This window comes from Lacimicrobium alkaliphilum (genome assembly GCF_002591895.1).
GTDB lineage: Bacteria > Pseudomonadota > Gammaproteobacteria > Enterobacterales > Alteromonadaceae > Lacimicrobium > Lacimicrobium alkaliphilum.
In genome coordinates this window covers 125025-150367 of the sequence record NZ_NISX01000013.1, presented here as the reverse complement: position 1 = coordinate 150367, position 25343 = coordinate 125025, and the positions used below count along the sequence as shown (strand labels likewise).

At 50.5% G+C, this 25343-nt stretch carries 20 protein-coding genes; 12 read left to right on the top strand and 8 right to left on the bottom strand.

Going from position 1 to position 25343, the window contains the following annotated elements:
• From CDA54_RS19745 to CDA54_RS13455, 7 genes are all read left to right on the top strand, one after another.
• A partial coding sequence (locus CDA54_RS19745) for a hypothetical protein (protein ID WP_218962410.1) occupies positions 1-318 on the top strand: 318 nt, incomplete at its 5' end.
• A gap of 325 nt (positions 319-643) precedes the next feature.
• Entirely contained in the window at positions 644-901 is a 258-nt protein-coding gene (locus tag CDA54_RS13480) for a prevent-host-death protein (protein ID WP_099035539.1), read from the top strand.
• On the top strand, positions 891-1166 hold the full coding sequence (locus tag CDA54_RS13475) for a type II toxin-antitoxin system RelE/ParE family toxin (protein ID WP_099035538.1): 276 nt from the start codon (positions 891-893) through the stop codon (positions 1164-1166). Before CDA54_RS13480 ends, CDA54_RS13475 begins: the two co-directional genes overlap by 11 nt.
• A 419-nt stretch (positions 1167-1585) precedes the next feature.
• Positions 1586-2362, top strand: a complete 777-nt coding sequence (locus tag CDA54_RS13470; RefSeq protein WP_099035537.1) for a DeoR/GlpR family DNA-binding transcription regulator — start codon at positions 1586-1588, stop codon at positions 2360-2362.
• Between the two features lie 3 nt (positions 2363-2365).
• The gene (gene glmS / locus CDA54_RS13465) at positions 2366-4198 is read left to right on the top strand and encodes a glutamine--fructose-6-phosphate transaminase (isomerizing) (protein ID WP_099035536.1); all 1833 of its coding nucleotides are present in this window, start codon (positions 2366-2368) and stop codon (positions 4196-4198) included.
• Positions 4199-4416: 218 nt separating this feature from the next.
• Complete coding sequence (locus tag CDA54_RS13460; protein WP_218962409.1) at positions 4417-5328, top strand: ChbG/HpnK family deacetylase; 912 nt, start codon at positions 4417-4419, stop codon at positions 5326-5328.
• 121 nt (positions 5329-5449) lie between these two features.
• Positions 5450-6964, top strand: a complete 1515-nt coding sequence (locus CDA54_RS13455) for a Fic family protein (protein WP_099035535.1) — start codon at positions 5450-5452, stop codon at positions 6962-6964.
• Positions 6965-7156: 192 nt separating this feature from the next.
• On the opposite strand, the gene CDA54_RS13450 is transcribed toward CDA54_RS13455, so the two are convergent.
• Positions 7157-8515: a glutathione synthase gene (locus tag CDA54_RS13450; protein WP_099035534.1), complete on the bottom strand. Its 1359-nt coding sequence runs from the start codon at positions 8513-8515 to the stop codon at positions 7157-7159.
• A complete protein-coding gene (locus CDA54_RS13445) occupies positions 8515-9402 on the bottom strand; it encodes a permease (protein WP_099035533.1) in 888 nt (295 codons plus the stop codon). The genes CDA54_RS13450 and CDA54_RS13445 overlap by 1 nt, the downstream gene beginning before the upstream one ends.
• 168 nt (positions 9403-9570) lie before the next feature.
• Between CDA54_RS13445 and CDA54_RS13440 the strand changes: the two genes are divergently transcribed.
• From CDA54_RS13440 to CDA54_RS13425, 4 genes are all read left to right on the top strand, one after another.
• Complete coding sequence (locus CDA54_RS13440) at positions 9571-9918, top strand: ArsR/SmtB family transcription factor (protein ID WP_099035532.1); 348 nt, start codon at positions 9571-9573, stop codon at positions 9916-9918.
• Between the two features lie 576 nt (positions 9919-10494).
• Complete coding sequence (locus CDA54_RS13435; RefSeq protein ID WP_180237219.1) at positions 10495-12114, top strand: RNA-binding domain-containing protein; 1620 nt, start codon at positions 10495-10497, stop codon at positions 12112-12114.
• Positions 12115-12249: 135 nt separating this feature from the next.
• On the top strand, positions 12250-13947 hold the full coding sequence (locus CDA54_RS13430; protein WP_099035530.1) for an ATP-dependent nuclease: 1698 nt from the start codon (positions 12250-12252) through the stop codon (positions 13945-13947).
• Positions 13948-14199: 252 nt separating this feature from the next.
• Complete coding sequence (locus CDA54_RS13425) at positions 14200-18105, top strand: S8 family serine peptidase (protein WP_180237218.1); 3906 nt, start codon at positions 14200-14202, stop codon at positions 18103-18105.
• A gap of 24 nt (positions 18106-18129) precedes the next feature.
• Here CDA54_RS13425 and CDA54_RS13420 read toward each other — a convergent pair whose 3' ends face one another.
• The 6 genes from CDA54_RS13420 to katG form a co-directional block, all read right to left on the bottom strand.
• The gene (locus CDA54_RS13420; RefSeq protein WP_099035528.1) at positions 18130-18609 is read right to left on the bottom strand and encodes an RES family NAD+ phosphorylase; all 480 of its coding nucleotides are present in this window, start codon (positions 18607-18609) and stop codon (positions 18130-18132) included.
• On the bottom strand, positions 18609-19046 hold the full coding sequence (gene parS / locus CDA54_RS13415; protein WP_099035527.1) for a type II RES/Xre toxin-antitoxin system antitoxin: 438 nt from the start codon (positions 19044-19046) through the stop codon (positions 18609-18611). Before parS ends, CDA54_RS13420 begins: the two co-directional genes overlap by 1 nt.
• A 237-nt stretch (positions 19047-19283) precedes the next feature.
• Positions 19284-20339 carry a GGDEF domain-containing protein gene (locus CDA54_RS13410; RefSeq protein ID WP_099035526.1) on the bottom strand — a complete coding sequence of 352 codons (1056 nt, stop codon included), beginning with the start codon at positions 20337-20339 and terminating at the stop codon, positions 19284-19286.
• Positions 20340-20545: 206 nt separating this feature from the next.
• Positions 20546-20779, bottom strand: a complete 234-nt coding sequence (locus CDA54_RS13405; protein WP_099035525.1) for a hypothetical protein — start codon at positions 20777-20779, stop codon at positions 20546-20548.
• Entirely contained in the window at positions 20780-21370 is a 591-nt protein-coding gene (locus CDA54_RS13400; protein ID WP_099035524.1) for a DUF2238 domain-containing protein, read from the bottom strand.
• Positions 21371-21529: 159 nt separating this feature from the next.
• A complete protein-coding gene (katG, locus tag CDA54_RS13395; protein WP_099035523.1) occupies positions 21530-23719 on the bottom strand; it encodes a catalase/peroxidase HPI in 2190 nt (729 codons plus the stop codon).
• A gap of 191 nt (positions 23720-23910) precedes the next feature.
• On the opposite strand from katG, the gene CDA54_RS13390 reads away from it, so the two are divergent.
• Entirely contained in the window at positions 23911-25257 is a 1347-nt protein-coding gene (locus tag CDA54_RS13390) for a serine hydrolase domain-containing protein (protein WP_099035522.1), read from the top strand.
• Positions 25258-25343 lie beyond the last annotated feature (86 nt).

Below are 25343 nucleotides of genomic sequence, written 5' to 3'. Positions count from 1 at the left end.
GAAAAAGTAGGATCTGACCCTGCCTTACAATTGATAGAAAGAGGATACCCTATTAGCAGTGATGACTCTTCTGTATTAGCTGGTTTTGTTGCAATAGAAAGCATCGGATCTCAAATGTTGGAGGATCATGAATTGGATTCGCGAATAAAAGTCATGAATAGGATTTTTTCCAGGCGAACCTTAATCAGTGATTTACATATTAACTCCATGGCCAATCTTAAGCGCCGGAATCCAGGTATATTTAGTAAGATCCATGAAAGTTTTCCAGAGTTATTTCCTTATGAACCAAAAGAAACATTTGAATTTAAGTGTGAATAACAATCTTTGCCGGCTGTGAACTCTGTAACCTTGCCAGGAATTTTTCGACGTCGCAGAGCCAATTTATTGGACTGCTTCGGATAGCTTCTGCGTCAGAATAATTGTCAGAGAAACCCGTTCTCGCAAAGGCGCGAAGACGCAGGAATGTTGAACTGCCCATATTAGGCCTCTGCGGCTCTGCGAGAGGTAGTTATTTGTTGGTGATTTTAGTGTTTTTCGTGGTTGAGAGCTTTTTTACCACGAACCACATGGCCATAGTGTAGAGCACTTTCTTTATCGTACTTTTAAGCATACTATTAAGAATGTTATTAATAAGGTGCTAACGATGAACGCATTAACTGCCAATGATCTGAAAACACGTGGTGTCAGCGCTGTAGAGGAAGGCTTGCAGCACAGCGACGAGTTGTTGATCTCCGTACGCGGCCAGGAGCGCTATGTGGTGATGAAGGTAGAAACCTACAATCGCTTACGCGAACTGGAACTGGCTGCCGCCGTGGCCGAAGCCAAAGCCGATTACGCCGCTGGCCGCTTTACTACTGAAAGCGTTGAGCAACACATGAAGCGAATTGCGGATGAGCTATAGGCTGATTTATACCGACAGCTATATACGCCGGGCAAAGAAGTTCTTAAAGCGCCACCCGCAGATACTGGGGCAATACGAAAAAACCTTACAGTTACTGGAACTCAATCCATACCATCCCTCATTGCGGCTGCATAGCTTGCAAGGTTCGCTCAGCGACTTGTCTTCGGTGTCGATCAATATGAGTTACCGCATTGTGCTGGAGCTGCTGATCCAGAATAACGATATTATCCTGCTGGATATTGGCGATCACAATCAGGTCTATTGAAGAAAATACCTGCTTGCCTTGCAACCCTGTGAAACTCTCCCACCCCGCAATCCAGCAACCTTTGAATTTATCGTTATTTTGTTTCCTCACCGAGAGGAGTCAAATGTGCTGGACGCGTCCGCTTCGCTCCTTGCAGGCTACGCCAGCCCGTAGTTTGTAGGGCCTACTTTATTGGGCTAATGGCGTCAATCCTGCCTCTTCTGGTCGAATAAATTCCATCCTTCGGTTCGCGAAACAATACATCCCTGTATCCGCTTTCGACCCTACAAAATATTGCTCTTCTCTGTGCTCTCCGTGTCTCTGTGGTGAATAGCTTTATTCATAATTCAGCGCTCAGCAGTCCTCACTAAAAAAACACTTGCTTCTGCATAATAAACCGCTACTATAAGTTTCGTTATGAAACTTAATATTTCGATTTTATGTATAAACGAAACACTCAACAGCGCCGCCGCGCCATTATGGATCGCCTGATGTCTCAGGGCGAAGTCAGGGTCGAGACCCTGACCTCCGAATTTGGCACCTCGGAAGTGACCATCCGCAAAGATCTCAGCGAGCTGGAACGTACCGGTTTACTGGTGCGCAAATACGGCGGTGCTATGTTGCTGCCAAAAGAACCCGCAGAATTAGATGAACACGAAGTTTCGATTCGAAAGAAGGCCATTGCGCTCGCCGCCAGCCAACTTATTCATGATCACAACCGCATTATTATCGACAGCGGTAACACCACTTCGGCGCTGCTGCCGCTGTTAAATGACAAACGGGGCCTGGTGGTAATGACCAATGCCCTGCATGTGGCCAACCAGCTGCTGGAGCTGGAAAACGAACCCACCGTACTGATGACAGGCGGCACCTGGGACAACCAGTCGCACTCCTTTCAGGGCAAGATGGCCGAGCAGATGCTCAGGGCTTATAACTTCGATCAGGCCTTTGTGGGCGCCGCCGGGCTGGATCCGGATCTCGGTACCACCACCTTCAATGAACTGACGCAACTCTCCAGAGTGATGGCAGATGTGGCCGGGCAGGTTGTCGTGATGGCCGAATCACAAAAGCTACAACGAAAAATTCCCAATCTGGAGCTGCCCTGGGCAGATATCTCCATTTTGGTCACCGATGATCAGATGCCCGCCGAGACGCGGCATACCATTGAACAACAGGGCGTTGAGGTAATCTGCGCCACAACACAGAAGACGGAGTAAATTATGTGTGGAATCGTAGGGGCAGTGGCCGAGCGTAATGTGGTCAGTATCTTGCTGGAAGGCCTTAAACGACTGGAGTACCGGGGCTATGACTCCGCCGGCGTGGCGGTACTGGATGCAAACAATCAGTTAATCCGTACACGCCGCACCGGCAAAGTACAGGAGCTGGCTGACGCCATTGCTGCCGAGCCCATTAAAGGTTTTACCGGTATCGCCCATACACGCTGGGCCACCCATGGCGGCGTTACCGAAGCCAACGCTCACCCGCACTTTTCCAACGAACGCATCGCTGTGGTGCACAACGGGATTATCGAAAACTACCATAGCCTGCGTGAAGATCTTCGCTCAGCCGGTTATGTGTTTACCTCAGACACCGACACCGAAACCATCGCCCATCAGGTTGAGCATGAGCTGCAAAGCACCGACAACCTGCTAAAAGCAGTGCAACGCGCGGTCAGCAAATTTCATGGCGCCTATGGCACCGTGGTGATGGACAAACAGGATCCGGAAAAAGTCGTCGTAGCCCGCTCCGGCAGCCCGCTGGTAATAGGCCTGGGGATAGATGAGAACTTTATCGCCTCTGACCAGCTGGCATTGTTACCGGTTACCCGGCGCTTTATTTTCCTCGAAGAAGGGGATGTGGCAGAAATTACCCGTACTCAGGTACATATTTTCGATAAAGACGGCAACGAAGTGCTGCGCCCGGTACATGATTCAGACATCGAACATGACGCCGGTGATAAAGGCGGCTACCGCCACTATATGCTCAAGGAAATTCACGAGCAGCCTACGGTGGTACGTAATACCCTGCAGGACAGACTCACCCAACAGGGCGTGGATGCGCGGATTTTCGGTGCCAAAGCCGAAGACATTCTCAAAGACGTTAAGCATGTGCAGATTGTGGCCTGTGGCACCAGTTATCACTCCGGTATGACCGCCCGCTACTGGCTGGAGCAATATGCCAATGTTTCCTGCAATGTGGAAATTGCCTCGGAATTTCGCTACCGCAAATCCTTTGTACACCCCAACAGCCTGCTGGTAACCATTTCTCAGTCCGGTGAAACCGCCGATACCCTGGCGGCACTGCGCCTGGCCAAAGAGTCAGGCTATATGGCCAGCATGACCATCTGCAATGTACCGGGCTCATCACTGGTGCGGGAATCAGATCTGGCGTTTATGACCCTGGCCGGTGCCGAAATCGGCGTGGCCTCCACCAAAGCCTTTACCACCCAGTTAACCGGGCTGATGATGCTGACCCTGGCCCTGGGCCAGTTCAATAAGATGAACGAGGCCGATCACAGCAAAATTGTGCAGGCCATGCACAGCCTGCCCGCCAAGCTGGAAGAAACCCTGGCGTTGTCAGACGAGATTGAAAAACTGGCAGAAGAATTTGCCGATAAGAATCACAGCCTGTTTCTTGGCCGTGGCGACCAGTACCCCATCGCCATGGAAGGGGCGCTGAAGCTTAAAGAAATCTCCTATATCCATGCCGAAGCCTATGCCTCAGGGGAGCTAAAACACGGCCCGCTGGCGCTGATCGACGATGAAATGCCGGTGATCGTAGTCGCGCCCAATAATGAGTTGCTGGAAAAACTCAAATCCAATGTGGAAGAAGTGCGCGCCCGTGGCGGCATTATGTATGTATTTGCCGACAAAGACGCCCGCTTTGAAAGTGATGACAGTATGCGGGTGATCAACCTGCCCCATGTGGACAGCATCATCGCCCCCATCGTGTACACCATTCCGCTGCAACTGCTGAGCTACTATGTAGCGATTATCAAAGGCACCGATGTGGATCAGCCAAGAAACCTGGCCAAGTCTGTAACTGTAGAATAAAGAAAGGGCCGCAAGGCCCTTTTTTTGTAGGAGAGGTCAGCCCCAGGCCTGAGGTGAAATAAAGGCTTATATCGAGGGGTTCTATAACCCCGGACGAAACCATGGTAAAAATGGTGTGCTGTCTCCAGTTGCGCACTAAAATCAGTATTTTCAGCAGTTTAAAGGTATTTTGAAAATTGGGGGCTACGGAAACCACAATAAAAAAGGTAACAACAACCATGAAAATTTTATTACGCCGCCTGGTGGCGATGTTTGCGCTAACCGCTATTGCCTCAGGAAGTGCTACCGCTATTGCTGACGAATCAGCCAGGCTGATTATACGGGTCGATGATATCGGTATGACGCACGCGACCAATCAGGGCTTAAAAGATCTCGCTGAGCTTAACATTCCGTTTGCGGCATCGGTTATGTTTACCACGCCCTGGTACCAGGAAGGTGTAGAGATTTTAAAGAAAAACCCGCAAATATCAGCAGGCGTGCACCTTACATTGAACGCTGAGTGGCGCTATTACCGCTGGGGGCCAATTGCAGGCCGCAACGAAGTGCCAAGCCTGATAAACGAAACGGGTTACTTCTATCCTTCAACGGCTGAATTTCTGGCACAAGATATTAATCTGGATGAAGTGAAGCTGGAGCTGGAAGCGCAAATACAACGGGCGCTGGAAACAGGTTTAGACATCGCCTATGTTGATTACCATATGCGCACCGCATTATCGACGCCTGAGATGGTCGAGGTGGTTAGCGATCTTGCAAAAAAATATGAGCTGCGTATGTCTATGCGTATGGGCGAAGCGTATACAACCATGTTCGATGTACCCATTGACCAGAAAAAGCAGCGCTTTCTCACCCACCTGGACACCAAACTGGTAAGCAACAAAACCAACATGCTGATTATTCATGCTGCGCGTAATCACCCGGAAATGCAGGCGCTGATTGATTTAAACAACCCCATTATGAACACCGAAGATATGGAACCCTTAGTGGCTCTGCATCGCTCTACCGAACTGGATATGCTGCTGTCACCGGAAGTGAAAAAGCGCTTTGCGTCAGGAAAAATTAAACTAATTAATTATCATGACGTGCCCAACCCCTTTGCAAAGAACGGGGGTAGCCCTGAAAAAACGCAATAAAAGCTAGCAATTAAAAGCATCAAAAGCTAATCATGGGTAACATTAAAAGCTAGTTATTGTTTGCAATAAAAGCTATCTTATGGAATCATTAAAAGCTAGTAAGCATGTGAATGGGTGAAGTATGCCAGAGGTGTCAGAAAAGTTAGCGAATTCGCTAGCGGCGTTAATGTCCCTGCAAAATAATGGGGTTGTTGCGGTAAAGTCCGACATGCTGGAACGTGCTGATCGTGAACGCCTGATTAAAAACGGCTTTATAAAAGAAGTGTTACGAGGATGGTATATACCATCCAGCCCATCAGAAACTAGTGGAGACAGTACATCATGGTATGCCTCATTTTGGGATTTTTGCTCTGCATATTTGGATGAGCGGTTAGATCGCAACTGGTGCCTGTCGCCAGAGCAATCGGCACAAATTCACATTGGGGATAGAACCGTGCCAGTACAATTATTGGTGCGCTCTCCTAAAGGAAGAAATAAACCAACGGAATTGATACATGGCACATCAGTGCTAGATATTAAGCAGGATCTTCCACCAAATGATTACCTGACTGAGGTGGATGGAATACGAGTCTACACCGTCGGAGCAAGCTTGGCATTTTGCGCCAAACGCAGCTTCATCACTCAGCCAATGTTGATGCGGACTTTGTTATCAGTGGTAAAAGATGCATCTGAGGTACTAGAAGTATTATTAGCTGAGAATAAGATAGCTAGCGCCAGTCGCCTGGCCGGGGCTTTCAGGAGTATCGGGCGAGATGTTATCGCGGACAGCATCGTAAAGGGAATGGACGTTATTGAAGCTAAAATTGTAGAGACAAATCCATTCGAAGATGGTTTGCAGGTTGATTTTGGTCGTCGGGAACTGTCGCCTTATGTTAACCGAATGCGCTTGATGTGGTCAGCTTTAAGAGAAGATATTATCAAGCATTTTCCGGCGCCTTCAGAACAGCAAGTAGATATTGCTGAATATCTAAATGACGTTGACGATATTTTTGTTACTGATGCGTATCATTCACTATCAATTGAAGGCTATCGGGTAACTCCAGATTTAATCGAGTACGTTCGCTCTGGACAGTGGAACCCTGAACACTCAAAAGAAAGCCAAAAGCACCTGGACGCGATGGCAGCAAAGGGCTACTGGGACGCTTTCCAGAAAGTCAAAGAAGCAGTGGCCAAAGTGCTGGATGGTGCCAACCCCGGTGAAGTGCTGGAACGAGTTCAAGCGGATTGGTATTTCGCACTGTTTGGTCAGAGTGTGGCTGCTGGTATTCTGGAAGCGAAAGCGTTGGCAGGATATCGAACAAGTCCGGTATATATTCGCCGTTCAATGCATACACCACCGAACAAAGATGCGGTAAGGGATATGATGCCCGTGTTTTATGACTTGATCATGGAAGAGGAGCATCCTGCGGTAAGACTGGTATTAGGTCATTTCATCTTTGTTTATATACATCCGTACATGGATGGTAATGGTCGGATGGGACGATTCATTATGAATCTGATGGCTGCTGCTGGTGCCTATCCTTGGATAGTGGTTCCTGTAGAGCGAAGAGAGGAGTATATGGAAGCTTTAGAGTCAGCTAGTGTAGGAGGTGACATAGTGCCTTTTACGCGGTTTATAGGTTCTCTCATCAGGTAAGGTGTTAGCCAGTTCTGTAAATAGCTGGATTATCAGGGTGTTGATGTACACTTAAAACTGGCCGCTACCTGGCGCTAAAGGGCCTCTCAGTATAGGGCTTTATTATTCACCCTTACGTGTAAGAACCGCTCAAAGAGTCAGAGACATTGATCTGGATTTCAACGACTACGTCTCCTTGATCAAGCCCCTTGATTAAAATACCTGAAGGCTATCCAGCACCGCTCCACCCCGGTGCACGCCGCCCTCTAACTGCCCTGCGGGCTTGCTACGCAGCAGGTAGCCCCCGTACTGATGGTTATGCCCCAGAGTAAACATCCCCAGCTCGGAGATGCTACCGGTCCATTCCTGCCATTGCCCCGCTTTTAGCAACGAGAGCGGTGCCTGCCTGATCTGGCTGTCGATAGGCGCCATGACTATCCAGCCGGTATCGGCACCGATCCCCTGGTTAAGTCTGTCGATAGCATCCTGGCCTTTAAGCACCGAACCGCCCCCTTCCTGTTCGCTTTTCAGCAGCCAGCCCCGCTTCAGTCGGCCTCGCATTGTCTTGTCATCTGCATTTGTCAGTGTGTGCGCCGGAACCAGCAATGTATGCAATCTGGCCATATCCGCCAGACTCAGGCTCAGGTTTCGCTGAAATTGCGCTCCGGTCCAGGGATCCTGCAGGGTTTCATATATCCGTGCCTGCACCCACTTGCTGCCCGCCAGTTGCAGGGCGATATTAGGGCAGAGCACCAGATCCAGGGTTTCCAGGGTGGCGCGAAGGGCCAGTTGCTCAGCGTTTTGATAATCCTGGCGATTGTAACCGGTACGAAAATACACAAGGTCCACCGCGGAACCCGCCCCCGGCTTGTCGCCAGGCCAGTAGAGTCGTTTGCCGCGCCTCGGCAACCCGGCCAGTTTTGCCAACGAGACCCGCGCCACCCTGACGCCCCGGGCCTGGATAGCCTCTGCCAGTATTTGCTGATCAAACAGATTATCTTCCTGCTGCTCCACCACAAACAGCAATAAGGGTGCCTGATTGTCGAAACGACGACGCATGGCCACGGCGGCACCGGCCAGCAGCGCCGACTGGCGGACAATGGCCGGATTATCAGCCTGACAACACAGAGCCTGTTGCTGTTTGAGCAGTTGTTGCCAGTTATCGCTTAACGGCCCCATGCCGGCAGCAATGCTGTTACTTTCCACCCAGCGCCACTTACCAGCGGTATCCAGCAGCATATCATGGCGCATAAACGGCAGGCCCACCGCCCGAATCTGTGCGGGATCCAGCTGCGACAACTGTTTAGCCAGAATGCCGGTCAGGCTGTTGCCAGAGATCAGCGGGTTGAGGTTTTCCAGCAGCCAGTTACCTTGGTTGCTGATGCCACTCAGCAATCTGCCCAGTAACCGACTGTTATCCTGAGCCTGTTGCCACTGACTGGCAGTGAGCCGCCAGGGGCTGAGACTCACCGGCAGCGGGGCGAAATTTCCTGCCCTGTCGAGCATACCAACACGCTCTTTTATCATTGCCTGATCCCAGTCAGGATTGACCCTTTGCAAATGATTCATCATTACTGGCCCTCCAGCAGAAACTGAATACCGAAGCCGGTAACACAGGCCATGCCCAGCACCACCAGGATAAAGGCCAGCATCAGTGGCCAGTGGAAGATGCGTTTAAGCATGATCATTTCCGGCAGACTGGCTCCGGCACCGCCGATAGTCAGCGCCATTACCGGGCCCAGGCTCACACCTTTAGCCACCAGGCTGGCAGCCAGCGGCAGCATGGTGCTGGCGCGGATATACAGCAGGATGCCACCGGCAGCGGCGAGGGGGATCAACCACCATTGCCCGTCGCTGGAAACACTGGCCAGCAGACTGGCTGGCACATAACCGTGGATCAGCGAACCGGCCAGTACGCCCAGCAACAGGTAAGGCAGGAAACTGCGCGTCTCACGGACCGCCTGTTTAAACAGGCCCGCAAGTGAAGGGGCAGCCTTAACCTGACTGGTGGCCACAGAGCCCACCGCTTCTTGTGGCAACACCACAAAGCGTTCAAAGCCAAAGTACTGCAAAAGCAGGCCGCTGCTGACAGCTACCACCAGTACCATGCTCATATACAGCAGCATCAGCGGCAAGCTGAACAGGCTCCAGAGCAGAACCATCAACACCGGATTGAGCAATGGAGAGGTAAAGAGGAATGTCATAACCGGCCCGAAAGCGGCTTCTGAACGCAGCAGGCCCACCATCATCGGCAAGGTGGAACAACTGCAGAACGGCGTGATGGCACCCATTGCCGCCGCACTGAAATAGCCGCTACCGCCAGACAGCAGCGCCTGGACCCGGGCCCTTGGCAGCTTATGCTGCAGCCAGATGACCAACATGCTGATCAGAACAAACAGCACCAGCAATTCCGCCAGTGTTGTGACAAAAAACCTTACTGCTTCATAGAACATCGCCATAAACCACCTTTCTAGTATTATCGAATTAATGATTAAACCTTTGCCGAACCGGCGCCCACTGCTCACATACATTTCCATGTTTGTCGAATTATATTAGTTCGATAACTATGGAATTGTCAATACACTTCCAGAAATATAGAATGATTAAAAATCTACCGAGGGTTTACCATGCAACTGGAATATGCCGCCAACCAACTGGCCGAGCTGGGTCACCCGACCCGACTGGGTATTTTTCGTTTGCTGGTGCGGGCCGGCCATAACGGCCTGAGCGTGGGAGATATTCAGCATAAGCTGGATATCCCCGCCTCCACCTTGTCCCATCACCTGGCCAAGCTGATGAAAGTTGGGCTGATGAGCCAGTCCCGGGAGGGCCGCACCCTTTATTGCAAAGTGGCCTTCGAGCAAATGGAAAGCCTGCTGGCCTTTCTTTACGAAGAATGTTGCGCCGGCGATTGCCAACCGGACCTGAGCCGTTTGAGCAAAACGGACGTCGCCAGCGGCACCGACTGCAGCTGATTAAAGCAGAACCAGTAATGAGCCCATCTCTGCTCCTCCCCAATAGCGAGTAGGGCGAGGCGTACCGCCTTATCCCTCGCACAGAGCTGCAGATACAGCAGATAGATCAAAGAGGCAGGGATGTTGATTTGGATTTCAACGACTACGACCCCTTGACCATGGACCCCTTGACCCCGGTATACAGCTCCAGAAAAGGTAACTTACCCATAGTTCCTCGCAAAGGAACTTGTGCCTTTATACAGCCATAATGCAGATCGGAGAAATTTCCACCAAATGGCAATATAAATCCGAAAAGACCGCGCTGCTTATATTGCCACCAGTAGACCTAACTATCTGATTTGGCGGGATTAGAGAGGTCAGACATGAGTGCTTATAGCGGTCCCGCTAAACAAAATGGCTCACTTTCCACAGCAAGAATTGTGGTTCTGCAACCACGGCTTGGAGATAAATGCTTGTCCGGACGGAAAAAAATTGGGTACAGTAACACCATGCAAGAACAGATGGTTTCGGACTTATACTGAATTCCGTCTAATACACTGTTGGATGCTTCGAGGAAATGTTGAGAGTGGAGGATTAATGCATCCCAAATCCATCGTAGGGAATTTCGTCGAGGCGTTGGCGGCGTCCCAATTCGCTGAATCAGCTATCGCCATAAAGCTTTCGAGTGATTCGTCACTCGACCTACCGGATGCAGAGACAATAGTCGAAGGTCTCGATTGGCTTGACAGTGTTGGGCCAAATAGGAGATATGACTTCGTGGTCGTCGATCTTCCGTTGGGGATGGGTCGTAAGAAGATCGAGATCGGAGGTTCAACTATCAGTGCCCGGGGAAACTGGGTAGAACTTTCCAAAGCACTTCACTTGCTTGCTCCCAAGGGCTTGTGTGTTGCAATTGTGGAGCCCCCCGCGTTTGGGATTTCCGAAGGCCCAAAGTTTCAGGAAGCATTGGCGAACGAGGGCTTCTATTTGAATGGCGTATTCAACGTTCCTCCAAACCTCTTAACTACAACCGCCATTCGCCCAGTAATTGTCGCGTTCAGTCGAGAAGATCAGTCGAACCTGTTTGTTGCCGAGTTGGAGGAAGAAGCCCAAGCTGTCGCAATAGCTCAAGCCTTTAGTCGGGGTGAGGAGTCGAATTCGCTACACGAAGGAATGTCGCTTGCGGATGGGGGATTCGATGGCTTCGAAAGTTTGAAGGCACGGCTTCAGCTTGATCGCCTCGAGACCCAGTACAAAGACTACAAGAGCTATGTCCTAGGTGAGATAGCTATTGAAATGAATATGGTTCGGTCCGGCGAGTCTTTGGAGCATAAGGACAACTCGATCTATGTGCCAACGGTCGGGACTTCCGTTGTTACCGACGACCTTTCATCGGTGACGATAAAGCATCACAATATCATTCAGGTCGTTTTGTCCGACGTAGCCAAGAGTCAGTACGCTGCAGCTTTCTTTCGCTCCGATCTAGGCTTATTGATATTGCGATCTCTGACACGTGGGGCAGTCATACCGCGAATAAGCAAATCTGATCTTTCTCAGGCGCAAATTGCTGTTCCAAGCTCGAAAGAACAGGCAGAAATCGTTCGCTCGCACAGCCAGCTTCAAACTTTGACAGCGGCAATTGCGAACTTTCAAAGAGAGCTCGCTTTGAATCCCGGAAGTGCCTCCGCAATACGGGGTCAAGTGGACAGTATGCTGGAAACGATTGGAGGCCTTACCGAAGCGGATAGGGTCATGAGCTTGTCTCGGGAGGGAGAGTCTGCAACCGTTGAATTCAAGGAAAGCTTCAGCCTAGATGTACGAAAGGGAACAAAGGAAAAGTACATCGAACTATCGGCGCTGAAGACAATTGTTGCGTTTCTTAATACGAATGGAGGCGTCCTGTTGGTTGGCGTAACTGACGCTGGCGATATTCCTGGGATCAGATACGAAGTGGAAAGGTTTCACAAGAACACCGATACGTTCCTGCTTCACTTTAAGAATAAACTCAAGCAACGTGTAGGCGAGCAAAATTACCCGTATATCAATCACCGCTTGGTGAATCTCGGCGATGCTAATGTGTTGATGGTTGACTGCAAGCCAGCGAAGTCTCCGTGCTATCTCGATGGAAAGGAATTTTATGTTCGCACAAACCCAGCTACGGACAAGCTTGAAGGCCCGCAACTCGTCGAGTACGTGCAAAATCACTTCAACAAGTGAGGCCGCATCTAACAAGGCTAATCACGGCGACAGCTTTTCCGTTGCGGCTTCGCCTCCACTGCAAAGCTGCCCGTGTTGGCGGCGTTATGTGGCTCAGCGAGTCGATGCAATCTGAAAGTTAAGAAAGGGATAGTGATGACTGATTTAAGAGTAGTGTCAGAAAAAGAAGAATTGGATCCCATTAAGCCCAAGGCGACATTAGCAGAAGTCACTTTCTCAGGTGGAGATAAAGTTGAGCTTAGTGAAAACGAAAAGATAATACTGGTAGGCCCGAATAATAGCGGGAAATCTCAATCATTGAGAGAAATAGTACAAATCTGCCAATCCGGCAATGCAGATCAGTGTCTGGTTGTGAAGGATTTAAAGCTTAATAAAAATGGTAGCTCTAAAGAGCTTCTTGAGTACCTTAAAAAAAACGCAGATTTAATTAATGATCAATTTCAGATGTCCGACTACTTAATACACAGGTCACACGTTCCCTTCTGGGATAACAATCCGTACCTAATTAATGGTCTGCACGCTGGTAGTATAAAAAACATTGCTGCTAATGATCGACTAAATATTTGTAATCAGCAAAATAGCCTTTCGCCAGGTCAACATAAAACGAAGCCACAACATATTCTTTATGATGACGAAGGACTGATGAAGCGAGTCAGTGACCTATTTAGAAAGGCTTTCTCAAAAGATTTGATGTTTGATTTTCGAGGTGGTAGTAAGCTTCCAATCCACGTAGGGCAGATTCCGAAGGGCGAGAATGTAGTAGATCGCGTAGGAAATGATTATGTTTCAAAAGTTCGTGAAAACCCCCTTTTAGATAAGCAAGGCGACGGCATCAAAAGTTATGCTGGTATTCTATTTGAGACAGTTGCTTCAGAGAGAGACATTACCCTTCTGGATGAGCCAGAAGCATTCTTGCATCCTCCTCAAATGAGAAGGCTGGGAGAGACATTATCATCTGAAGTTAAAGGACAGTTAATTGTTGCAACACATAGCAGTGATATTCTCCGGGGGTTCTTAGAAGGAACCAAAGGTAAAGTTCGAATATTAAGAATTCAACGGGAGGGTGATATTAACGTTGTATACGAAGCTGTATCCGAGACCATAAAAGAGCTTTGGGAGAAGCCAGAGTTGAGATATTCAAATGCTCTGGAAGGCATATTTCATGAGCAAACAATTATATGTGAAGATGATAGTGATTGCCGTCTAATTAATTCTGCTGCTGATTACATTAATAGCGACAGCACAGCTCCTTTCAAAGATACCTCATACGTACCCACTGGCGGCAAACATGGGATACCTAAAGTAGCCGACGTTTTAAGAAAGATAGGTGTGCCAATCAAAGCCGTTTTCGATATAGATTTCTTATCGGAGCGAGATTTAGTCAAAAACACTGTTACAGCGTTTGGCGGAAACTGGATTGACGTCGAAGTTTTATGGGAAAGAGTCGACTCTGCTGTAAGAGGTGGAATTAAACCAAAATCAGTAGAAACCATTAAGTCCGAAATAATCCAAACGTTGCAGAATGCAGACAAAGAAAAGTTACCGAAAGGCGATATAGCGGCACTCATGAAGCAAGGTACTGCTTGGAACGAGGTTAAAAAATTTGGTGAAATTGCTATTCCTAATGGTCAAGCGCAAACGGATTATAAAGCTCTCAAGTCTGCTTTAGAGAATTTGGGTATATTTGTAATACCAGTTGGAGAAATAGAAAAATTCTGTCCGGAAATTGGGTCACATGGGCCTAAGTTCGTTACTAAACTGCTAACTGATATACCTTTGTCGGATTTACGTCTAGCCGGCTTAAGAGACTTCGTTGCACATATACATAGATGAAAAATCACATAACAAAGCATTGCAGCGGACAAGCCGCTGAATGAGGCGTTGACACGGAAGGTCCACTCACTTATTACTCTCCCAACTTCCCCGTGCAAAAGCAATAACCTCAGCAAACATGCTGCTCAGCAAGCCAATCTTTTGGGCCGGTTACACCCTGTAGCACTTGTTCACCAAGTGTACGGTTTTTGTACAGCAATTCTGATTAGTATCTGATTAATTTTGCGTCTGTCACCTCAAATGGAGAAGAACATGGCTAAGGTTGCCGAGCGGTTGTCAGCATACTTTTGCGTTGCGTTATTGATGTGTTTTGCCTTTATGGATATGGCCCGGGCCAGCGCAAAGGTGATTCAGGGCCGGTATATTGTCGAGCTTGAAGCACCGGCTGCCCTTGCACAGACTACAAAACAGAGCGCGGCCGCCGGCAAGGCGCAAACCCACTATCGCAGTATGGTGCAGCAGCAACAAAGGGCGTTTACGGAGCAAATCAAAAAGCGTGTTCCAACGATTTCTGTCAAACGTCGCTTTGATACCTTGCTTAACGGCTTGGAAGTGTCACTCGATGAAAGCGAACTGGGCAGGGTATTAGCACTGCCCGGGGTTAAACGCGTCTACCCGGTTAAAATGCGCTATGCCCATCTGGATAGCAGCCATCAGGCGATCAAAAGCATCGAAGCCTGGTCGCAGATGGGTGGTCAGCATGAAGCCGGCAAGGGCATTAAAATCGCCATTATTGATTCGGGCATCCAGCCTGGCAATCCGATGTTTGATGATACGGGGTTTGAGGCCCCGGATCTGTCCGGCAATAGCTGGCTGAGTCAGAACCCCGATTATTGTCGTATGGAGGGTGGCGACCCGGATTTTTGCAATAACAAGGTGATTATCGCCAGGGTCTTTAAGCCCGAAGATGACAACTTTGCGTTCGATTCTGTTAGCGATGTCTCCCCCCTGGATACCAACCGACATGGCACCCATGTGGCCGGTATCGCCGCAGGAAACCCGATTGAGGTGACATTCGAAGGGGTTGATGTAAACCTGTCCGGTGTTGCGCCCGGCGCGTATCTGATGGTCTACAAAGCGCTGTTTGATAATGGCGGTATCGTTACCGGCTCAGATGCCATGTTGCTTGCAGCGCTGGAACATGCGGTAAAAGACGGCGCTGATGTGATTAACAACTCCTGGGGTTCGATTCAGGACGAAAGCCCCGAAGAATCGGTTTATACACAAGTGTTCAGCACGGCGGAACAACTGGGTGTAGTGATCGTCAATTCCGCCGGTAACAATGGCTCTTTGAGCGATAATGCCATCAATTGCCCCGGTTGTATTGAGTCAGGCATTACCGTGGCAAACAGCACCGTTGGCAGAATATTCGGCCATAAGCTGAGGATTGACGATACCGAGTTTCCGGCATACTCCGGTGACACTCAGCTGTCATTTGACGATATGCAGCTGACTCTTGGCCTGATGACCAACGGCAGTGGCGAGCCCGCAGACGGCTGTTCAGCAGCAGGCGAAGGCGCATTCTCAGGCCTGGCGGTGCTGGTGGATTACACCAACGCCTGCCCGCTGGACACTATTGTCAGCAATGTCGCAGAGGCAGGCGGCAGTGCCGTACTGGTGTATCAGGACAATGTGTCTGACTTTGAAACGCTCAGACCCTTTAATCAGTTCTCTGGTGAATTTTCCCTGCCGCTGCTGGGGCTAACCCGCGCAGACGGGCGCATGCTAAGGCAAAAAGCCCTCACTCAGAACAACCAGATACTGATTTCGGGCAGCCGTGAGGCACTGCTTAATCAGGCCCTGTATAACCAGTTAAATCCTAGCAGTTCTGTTGGCCCCAACCTTAACCCCAATGTGCTTAAGCCGGATATCACCGCGCCGGGCACAGATACTCTCTCTGCGGCGGCACCGGAGCCTGATGTTGGCTTTCCTATGGGTTCGCTGCCATCACCCTCACCTCAGAATAATACGCCGGCATTTGCCCTGATTAGCGGCACCAGTATGTCGTCTCCTATGGTGGCGGGCGCAGCGGCACTGATACGACAGGCTCACCCTGACTGGAGCAGCAAGCAGATCAAAACCGCGCTGATATCCACTGCCAAGGCAGCGGTTAAAGTCAATCAGCAACCGGCCTCGCCGTTTGAGCAAGGCGCTGGCATGCTTGATATTCCGGCTGCGATAAACGCAGCACTCACCTTTGAGTCAGGCTCTTATGCCCATGGCGCCTGTGTGGCCTCCTGCAGCTTTACTAATGTGGTCACTAACGTCAGCGATACTGCGCAAAGTTGGACGGTGGATATTCAGTTGGACGATCCTCAGGCGACCTTTACCCTGCAACAACAGAGCCTGACGCTGGCCAGAGCGAATACTCCCGGCGCCTCTGCCAATCTGGCCTTCAGCATCGACACTTCAGATGTGGAAAACGGCAAGTGGGTGTTCGGGAAGGTTGAATTCAGTCAGGGCAACAGCCTTACCCAGCAGCTTCCCATTGCCATATTTGCCAATGATAACAGCGACACCCGGGCCTTAAGTTCTAACCTGTCAGTGGCGCAAAATGGCGATCTCAGTGCCACGACCCGGGTCAGGAACATTGATTTTGTACAAGACCCGTCGCTGAGTGTCAGCGTGCCGGATTTTGCCACCATCATACCCGGCAGTATTCAGGCTGAGGTGTCCAATGGTCAGACTTATCAGCTTGCCATCGGCGATGATGGCAAGCTGCACTGGCAAGGGGCGCTCAGTACAGGCAGCATGTCGCTGCAGGCAACCACGCCCTGGAATGCCCCCACATTAAAATCCACAGGCGTGCAGCCGGTATTTTGCCAGGATGGGTGCACGGCATTTTCAACCCAGGTGGACTTCCCCTTTACTTATCATGGCGAGCAGTACCCGGGCATTACCGTATCCAGCAACGGCTTTATTGTGGCGGGCCAGATAGAACTGGGGCCCTTTGATGCCAACCGGGTGGTGGAATTTCCCAGCGAAGACAACCTCAATAATGTGATTGCACCGTTATGGGCCGATTATGATCTGCGTGACCCCAATGACCCCTCTGATAACGGCGAAGGTGCCCTGTATATTGATACTATCGACTGGCAGGGCGAGCGTTACCTGGTTGTTGAATGGAATCAGGTTGCGCCCTTCGGTTCTGACGAAGAAGGCCGGCAACCCTATACCTTTCAGGTGGTGATAAAAGAAAACAGCGATGAAATCCTGTTTAATTACTTTCATGTTGTGGATCCCATTAATGCCACCATTGGTGCTGAAAACAGTGATGCAACGCTGGGGGTCAACTACCTTAATACGGTCACTGAAACATCCTTGCCGATACCGATCAGCGGCGCCCCATTCTCGCTCGCGTTAAGCACCCAGCCCACAGGTATGGCAGATATTGATTATAAGATTGCCCTCGAAGATGCCGGTATCAACACCCAACCAGACGCTGTTACGTTGGATGAAGACGAGGTGAGGGTGATTGACGTACTGAACAACGATAATGCCCCCCGTGATGTGGTAGTCAGCGCAGAGCTTTGGGCTGCAAAGCAGATAACCCAGGCCAGTCGTCTGATAAAAATACCCATGCCAGCGCTCGATACGTCGACCCTTGCCATCGTCACCCCGCCCCAACAGGGTCAGGCCTCAGTGGTCGACGGGCGTATTCAGTACACCCCAGTTGCGAATTTCAACGGTACTGATTTGCTTGAATATCAGGTTGCCGACGAGAACGGAGCGTTATCTGCCAGCACCAGCGTGGCACTCTCCATCACCGCAGTGAATGATGCGCCGAATGTCAGTGACATTGCCGCGCAGACAGTGGATCCGGGCACCAGTGTCACCCTTACCGCACAGGGCAGTGATATCGAAAACGACCCGCTGACCTGGTCCTGGGAGCAGACACAAGGCCCGGAGGTGACGATGTCAGCCGATGGCAATCAGATGAGCTTTACCGCACCGGATACCAGCTCAGGGGCCAGCCTGGTATTTTCGGTAACCGCATCAGATGGCCAGTTATCCAGTGCACCACAAAGCGCAAGGGTAACGGTCAGAGCAACCAACAGCGAACCGCCGGGCTCAGGTTCAGGCGGCGGCGTGCTGTTTTCTTTGCTGGCTTTGATGGTAACAGCGATCACGAGGAGTTTTCTTAAGCCGGTGAGATAGTTATTAAACACAGCGTGAAATTGCTCAGGGATTGAGTGTGCTGGCTAATCGCGGGGGATAGGAGAACGGCTGGCAATCCACGCACTTAATGAGTCCGACGTCTTCATGTTCAGGATTGATAATGTAATTGTACTCATCCGCGCACAGAGAGGATGGCACTCTCAGCACTGAGGAGGCGTTGCTCTTAAACCACGCGGTTCCCACTTCCTGAGTGACTGGCGTATAAGGCGTTACATCCCAGCCTTTATCCAGTTCAGAAACGCTATACTGCACAATTTTTATGGTGTCAGGGATCAGAATCGTGGTAACAGATAAATCCGTTGACAGAATTTCCGAGGTGTCATTCACCAATCGTTCCAACATGGCCAATGAGCGGGTGCTGGCAGTATATACCACCCGATGCCCCTGATAATGCCACCTGCCCTCTGCATAATGACCGCCAACACCGGACAAGGCATTATTCTTTTTATTGTGTCTTTTTGGGGCGATACGAAAGACAATCACTAAGCAACAAATCCATACTCAAGACCGCGAATGACCCGGCGTATCAACTCTCGTCCACGAGCTGTGTGTAAGACTGACTTTGGCGCCTGGTGATTAAACTGAACATTAGGCGTATTCAGCCATGCTTTCCATCGTTCTACACTGCCAAAGTATTCAATACCAGTTGTAGAAAGTTTGGCCACCTCCAGCGCATTTTCACTGATGGTTTTGTTCAACCGCTTATGTTGCTTTGCATGGCGCTCCAGCGTCTTTTTAGTGGTGCTTAACAATTGTGCCACTGTATTCAGTTCCCAATGCATCGCTTTTTCAAAGCGCCTTAACCCTTCCATGCCAATACCGTGATCCACAATAGCTATTTCATCAAAGGGTGACGACATGCGATTGATCGCTCCGTCAGAGATCACTTTTACAAAATCAAGTTCCTGGGCCGCGCTCATACAGACCTCCGTTAGACATTTGTCTATAAATATAGAGACATTTATCCGAGTCATCAAGAAAGATGTTCTAACCGCCCTGGTACTCGCTGTACCGCCATATCTGTGAGATTATTCTCGCACAGCCAAATGTCGGGCTACTCTCTGTGCAACAACAATAAAGTCAGTAAACTCTGTCTCTTCCCAGAGATAAATTATATGCCGATTACATCCATTAAAAGCCGGAAAACCTCTTTGTCACTACGCTGAAACAACCCGATTTCGGCCCTGTTTTTTGGCCTGATAGAGGGCCTTGTCGGCCCTGTCCAGCAGGGCTTCGGTGCTTTCATTTTGCTGATGCTGGGCAACGCCGATGCTGATGGTTAAGTTATGCCCCTCAACAGACTGCGCGGCGATATACAACCGCAGTCTCTCCGCCAGTTCTGTGCCAGGTTTAAGCAGGGTATCCGGCAACAGCACCACAAATTCTTCGCCGCCCCAGCGGGCAATAAAATCCTGATTCCGCATCTGACTGCGCAGGAGTTCGGCCAGCTGTGTCAGCACTTTGTCACCGGTTAGGTGACCGAACTCATCGTTTATCTGTTTAAAGTGATCGATATCCAGCAACATCAGGGTAACGGGCGTATTGCTTTGTGTGATGTCCGGCAGCAGGCCATTGAGCGTCTGATCCAGCTTCTCACGATTGTACAGTCCGGTAAGCTTGTCAGTCTCGGCCATCTGGCGCATCTGGTTAGTTTTACCGGCAAGCTGCTGATAGGCCACGGTTCGGCTGCGCTCATAAAAACGAAATATCAGAATATGAGCAATGGAAACTTCGATAACATTTAACAGCGCACCGGTACCGAAGGTCACCACCTGTTGTGCCTGTACCTGCTGGTAAACCACCACAGCACACAGGCTGAAAACCACAGTGCTGAGCACCGTTCCCCACTGACGCCCCACCAGGAAAAAGGTAAAAGGCGGGATCAGGGTAGCCCACATAAGTGAGTGCGCACTACCTCCTACCATCAAAACAAACAGGCATATCAACCCGGCAGCCATAAGCGAGAATGCCCATGCTGCGACACCGATATTGGCCGTTCGCCGGAACCAGGCATAAATAGCCAGAGTGATCACTAGGCCGCAGCTGTCCAGAAGTGCAAGCCGGTAAGCCCCGAAAAAGAGCAGATTAAGGAGTGTCAGCAGCAGGAAAAAAGCCGCACTGATCAACAGCGTGTGCTGGATCAGACGTGAGCGCCAGTATTCAAGATGCTCCTGAGGGTATTGCGGAAACTCTTTGTACCAGAACTTAAGCATACTGCACCTGGCTAAACTGCATGGAAGGGGATTATTACTGATAACACAGCCAGATTACACCGTTATGATGGCGAAAATATGAAGGAGTAAGACCAATTGCGTAAGACTCAGGATTTTGCTTCAGGATTAATCCGTGTCACGGCTTGTGCCCAGGCTTTGGCACCTTTACTGGAGGGGTGAAAACCATCACGGGCGATAAACTCAGCCTACCCCGAAGCCAGATGATTGATCCAATGGCCAGTGATCGCCTCACACTGGCTGGCGCAGCCTACACCGGCGGCGGCCGAATCACCCAGCACCAATACACCCAGCGGCGCCCCTGAGCCACGAGCGCCGTTTCGCACACCTGATGCTTCGGGCAGGCGCAGAGCATGCCGGCGAACCAGACGGCCCTGATACAAAAGCCATGGGGCCAGTAACAGCGTTAACAGCTTATCCATCTATCTGCGCTTTAAAGCTTCCAGTTGAGTGTCATGCCATTTTGACAGAGTCACCAGGGCAATAAGGGCGCCGAGCAGGGCAAAGCCCATGTCAGACTGGGTATCCCAGACATACCCCTGCGTTCCGAGAAAGGCCTCTGCACCTTCGCCCGAAGCCACGGCCACCCACCATTCCAGCAGTTCATAAAAGGCGCTGAAGCCAAGGCAGACCGAGACAATAAACAGGTTACGCCAGGCCCCGCCATTGACCACATTAAGCCGGATCAACAACTCGCGAGCCAGGATTGCCGGTACAAATCCCTGGAAGAAATGCCCCAGTTTGTCGTAGTTATTTCGCTCTGCACCAAACAAACCGTCAAACAGCGGTACCTCGGCATAGGTGTAATGACCACCCACCATCAGTATCACGCAATGGGCCAGAATCAGTACGTAAAGCAAAGGAGTGAGCGGAAATCTTTTGTAGGTGGTGACCACCAGCAATGCACCAATCATGGCGGGCAACACTTCGAGAAACCAGGTAAAGGTGTCTTTGGGTTCAATGCCTGACCAGATTAGCACCGCAGTGAACAGGGATATCCATAATAATTTCATTACCTTAGCTCTCTGTGTCGTTCCGTTTTGAACATGTTATAACAGGTTTTCACTGCTTTGCGTTGCGGTGATTTGTGTTCCTGTTAAGAGCAGGTGACTCAGACACCCAACAAAAAACGGGGCTCAATGGCCCCGTTGTTTTACTGCATTGCCAAAAGATCAGGCCAGATCGAACCGGTCTGCATTCATGACTTTGGTCCAGGCGGCGACAAAATCCTTAACGAACTTCTCCTTATTGTCGTCCTGAGCATAAACTTCGGCGTATGAGCGCAGTATCGCGTTTGAGCCCAGTACCAGATCCACTCTGGTTGCAGTCCACTTAACCTTGTCGGTCTGGCGATCACGAACTTCATACAGGTTCTTTTCTGCCGGCTTCCAGGTATTAGCCATATCTGTCAGGTTGACAAAAAAGTCATTGCTGAGCACACCAACACGATCGGTAAATACGCCGTGCTTTGTGCCTCCGTGATTCGTACCCAGCACACGCATACCGCCAATCAGTACAACCATCTGAGGTGCTGTGAGGCCCATTAGCTGAGTGCGATCCAGTAACAGTTCTTCTGCCGCAACCTGGTAGTCCTTTTTCAACCAGTTACGATAACCATCATGAATTGGCTCCAGCGGCTCAAAGGATTCTGCATCGGTCATTTCCTCTGTCGCATCCCCCCTGCCCGGAGCAAAAGGTACAGTGATATCCACGCCTCCGTCCCGTGCCGCTTTTTCAACTGCGGCAGTACCACCAAGTACAATCAAATCAGCCAGACTGACCTTTTTATCCAGGCCGGATTGTATTTGTTCCAGCTTGCTGAGCACTCTGGCCAGGCGCTCGGGTTCATTGCCCTGCCAGTCTTTTTGTGGCGCCAGCCGGATACGGGCACCGTTGGCACCACCGCGGTAATCGGAGCCCCGGAAAGTACGGGCACTGTCCCAGGCGGTGTTGATCAGCTCAGATGAGGACAGGCCACTGTTGAGCAATTTAGTCTTAAGATCGGCTATTTCTGCCTCGCTCAGGCTGTAATCCACAGCAGGCACCGGGTCCTGCCAGATCAGATCTTCTTCTGGCACATCCGGGCCAAGATAGCGGGCCTTAGGTCCCAGATCTCTGTGTGTGAGCTTAAACCAGGCACGGGCGAAAACATCGGAGAAATAATCAAAGTCCTGCTGGAATCTCTCGATGATTTTTCGATACGTCGGATCCATCTTCATGGCCATATCCGCATCGGTCATAATCGGAGTGCATCGTATCGATGGGTCTTCCACATCAACAGGTTTGTCTTCTTCTTTGATATCCACCGGCTCCCATTGCCACGCGCCGGCCGGGCTCTTTTTCGTCTCCCACTCATAACTCAGCAACAGATGACAATAACCGTTGTCCCATTTTGTCGGGTAAGTCGTCCAGGCACCTTCAATACCGGAGGTTACGGTATCCCGGCCAATGCCGCGCTTAGTGTGGTTGTTCCAGCCAAGGCCCTGTTCATCCACATCGGCGGCTTCCGGCTCGGGGCCAAGCAACTCTGCATCACCATTACCATGGGTCTTACCCACAGTATGGCCGCCTACCGTCAGCGCTGCGGTTTCTTCATCATCCATCGCCATTCGGGCAAAAGTTTCGCGAACCTGTGCCGCGGTCTTAAGCGGGTCAGGATTACCGTTGACGCCTTCAGGGTTGACATAGATTAATCCCATCTGCACTGCCGCAAGGGGGTTCTCCATGCTTTCAGGCTTCTCTACGTCGTCGTAACGGTTATCACTGGGTGCCAGCCATTCTTTTTCTGCGCCCCAGTAAACGTCTTTCTCAGGATGCCAGATGTCGGCGCGGCCACCGGCAAAACCAAAGGTTTTCAGCCCCATCGACTCATAAGCCATATTGCCGGCGAGAATAATCAGGTCGGCCCAGGAAAGCTTGTTGCCGTATTTTTTCTTGATCGGCCATAACAGACGACGGGCCTTGTCAAGATTGACGTTATCCGGCCAGGAGTTGAGCGGTGCAAAGCGCTGATTACCGGTGCCGCCACCACCGCGGCCATCAGCAATACGATAGGAGCCAGCGGCGTGCCAGGCCATACGGATCATCAGGCCACCATAATGGCCCCAGTCGGCAGGCCACCAATCCTGGCTGTCAGTCATCAGTGCCTTAAGGTCATTTTTAACCGCCTGCAGATCCAGTTTGTTAAATTCCTCTGCATAATCAAAGTCCTCTCCCAGGGGGTTGGTCTTGCGATCATGCTGATGCAGGATGTCCAGATTCAGTGACTCCGGCCACCAGTCCATATTCGATTTACCGGAAGCGGTGTTGCCACCGTGCATCACCGGGCACTTGCCACCGCTTGGTGCATTACTATTGCTCATCATATTCTCCTTTTGCGTAGAGCGGGTTCAGTACTCAATGCACTGCTCGCCCGTAACTATCTATAGCCTAAGTGAAAAGTAGTTCAGAACCGGGCATCTGTCCCGCCGTATAAATCGATTGTCGCAATCGTCAGATACGGTTTACTTTTACAGACGGTTTTACTCTACAGGTTTTTCTGGCAAGGTTAAGCATGATTAAGTTCCTCAAGCCGGGCGTTGTCGTTGCCATCATGCACTATATCCTGAATACCCTTTTACTTACTGTGTTAATGATCATGCCGCTGATGACTGCTTTCGCTGCCTCAGCCACTGCTTCAAAAGAACCACAAACCACTTATCCTCGGCTTACTTATGCTACCACTGAGCCTCAGTACGATTTTTCTGAGATAGCTGCGCTGATTGGGGACCATGCAGGCACAGAAGAAAATGACCTCTATACGGGTGCATCGGTTCTTATCGCCCACCAGGGAAAAATCTTCTATCAGCAGGCCTTTGGCTATGCTCAGGTGTCAGAACTGCAATCCAATGGCCAGTTATTGCGTTCAGAAAACCCAATCCCCGTGTCCTCAGAGACAATTTTTGATTTAGCTTCGGTGACTAAGGTCGCTGCCACAACCGTATCCTTAATGCATCTGGTTAGTGAGCAACAACTTTTTCTTGATGACACTCTGGATAAGTTTTTTGCAGAGTTTTCCGGTACAGACAAAGCCAAAATCAGCGTTCGCCAGTTACTCACCCACCGCAGTGGGTTATGGCAATGGCAGCCCACCTGGTTATATACCACTAACAACCGGACTACTGTGGACTATATAGCCGCGCTGCCACTGCGCTATTCACCTGGAGAACGCAGAGCCTACTCAGATCTGGGCTTTATACTGCTGGGTAAGATCATTGAAAAGGTCAGTGGCATGCCACTAAATCAGTTTACAGAGCGGCACATCTACAACCCACTGGGTATGAACAACACCGGCTATCGCCCGGTTCCGGCCAAGGGTAAACAGATCGCAGCCACCTCTCACGGAAATCCTTTTGAGCAGAACATGGTCGCCACAGGCAAACCCTATCCGTTAGCACAACCTTTACCCAAAGAGCCGTTTTCCGCTTATCGGAACTACACCCTTATCGGCGAAGCCAATGACGGCAATGCCTGGTATGGCCTGGGCGGTGTCGCAGGCCATGCAGGGCTTTTTTCCACCGTCGGCGATCTGGCGATTCTCGGACAGACGCTGCTCAACGGTTGCGGGTATGGGAATTTCCGGCTTTGCGACGCTGACACGCTGAATACCTTTTTGCAGACCCCCTATGATAACCACCAGGCTCTGGGGTTCTGGAAAGACAACAATGCGACAGGTGTGAGTTTCTGGCACCCCGGCTTTACCGGTACACAATTTCTGGTTCAGCCAGAACAACAACTGGTGATTGTTCTGCTTACCAACCGCCAGCATGGCGGGCTGAATCGGGATAACGGCCGCTATCCCGATCTTTCCCCCGTCTGGAAAAAACTGGTCAAACTAACCAGCCAGCTTGTTTCTGAGTAAACCCTGCCTGAGTAGCGATATCGGGAATTCCTGCTTTACGCTGATTCTTCAGCAACGGTAACCAATTTTTACAATTTCCCGTGTCG

Bases quoted from the DNA above. Each gene is read 5' to 3' on its own strand.
- CDA54_RS13455 (WP_099035535.1), top strand. From the start codon at position 5,450: ATGCCAGAGGTGTCAGAAAAGTTAGCGAATTCGCTAGCGGCGTTAATG.
- CDA54_RS13400 (WP_099035524.1), bottom strand. From the start codon at position 21,370: ATGAAATTATTATGGATATCCCTGTTCACTGCGGTGCTAATCTGGTCA.
- parS (WP_099035527.1), bottom strand. From the start codon at position 19,046: ATGAGCGCGGCCCAGGAACTTGATTTTGTAAAAGTGATCTCTGACGGA.
- katG (WP_099035523.1), bottom strand. From the start codon at position 23,719: ATGAGCAATAGTAATGCACCAAGCGGTGGCAAGTGCCCGGTGATGCAC.
- CDA54_RS13475 (WP_099035538.1), top strand. From the start codon at position 891: ATGAGCTATAGGCTGATTTATACCGACAGCTATATACGCCGGGCAAAG.
- CDA54_RS13480 (WP_099035539.1), top strand. From the start codon at position 644: ATGAACGCATTAACTGCCAATGATCTGAAAACACGTGGTGTCAGCGCT.
- CDA54_RS13470 (WP_099035537.1), top strand. From the start codon at position 1,586: ATGTATAAACGAAACACTCAACAGCGCCGCCGCGCCATTATGGATCGC.
- CDA54_RS13425 (WP_180237218.1), top strand. From the start codon at position 14,200: ATGGCTAAGGTTGCCGAGCGGTTGTCAGCATACTTTTGCGTTGCGTTA.
- CDA54_RS13440 (WP_099035532.1), top strand. From the start codon at position 9,571: ATGCAACTGGAATATGCCGCCAACCAACTGGCCGAGCTGGGTCACCCG.
- CDA54_RS13430 (WP_099035530.1), top strand. From the start codon at position 12,250: ATGACTGATTTAAGAGTAGTGTCAGAAAAAGAAGAATTGGATCCCATT.
- CDA54_RS13390 (WP_099035522.1), top strand. From the start codon at position 23,911: ATGATTAAGTTCCTCAAGCCGGGCGTTGTCGTTGCCATCATGCACTAT.
- CDA54_RS13435 (WP_180237219.1), top strand. From the start codon at position 10,495: ATGCATCCCAAATCCATCGTAGGGAATTTCGTCGAGGCGTTGGCGGCG.
- glmS (WP_099035536.1), top strand. From the start codon at position 2,366: ATGTGTGGAATCGTAGGGGCAGTGGCCGAGCGTAATGTGGTCAGTATC.
- CDA54_RS13445 (WP_099035533.1), bottom strand. From the start codon at position 9,402: ATGGCGATGTTCTATGAAGCAGTAAGGTTTTTTGTCACAACACTGGCG.
- CDA54_RS13450 (WP_099035534.1), bottom strand. From the start codon at position 8,515: ATGATGAATCATTTGCAAAGGGTCAATCCTGACTGGGATCAGGCAATG.
- CDA54_RS13405 (WP_099035525.1), bottom strand. From the start codon at position 20,779: ATGGATAAGCTGTTAACGCTGTTACTGGCCCCATGGCTTTTGTATCAG.
- CDA54_RS13460 (WP_218962409.1), top strand. From the start codon at position 4,417: ATGAAAATTTTATTACGCCGCCTGGTGGCGATGTTTGCGCTAACCGCT.
- CDA54_RS13410 (WP_099035526.1), bottom strand. From the start codon at position 20,339: ATGCTTAAGTTCTGGTACAAAGAGTTTCCGCAATACCCTCAGGAGCAT.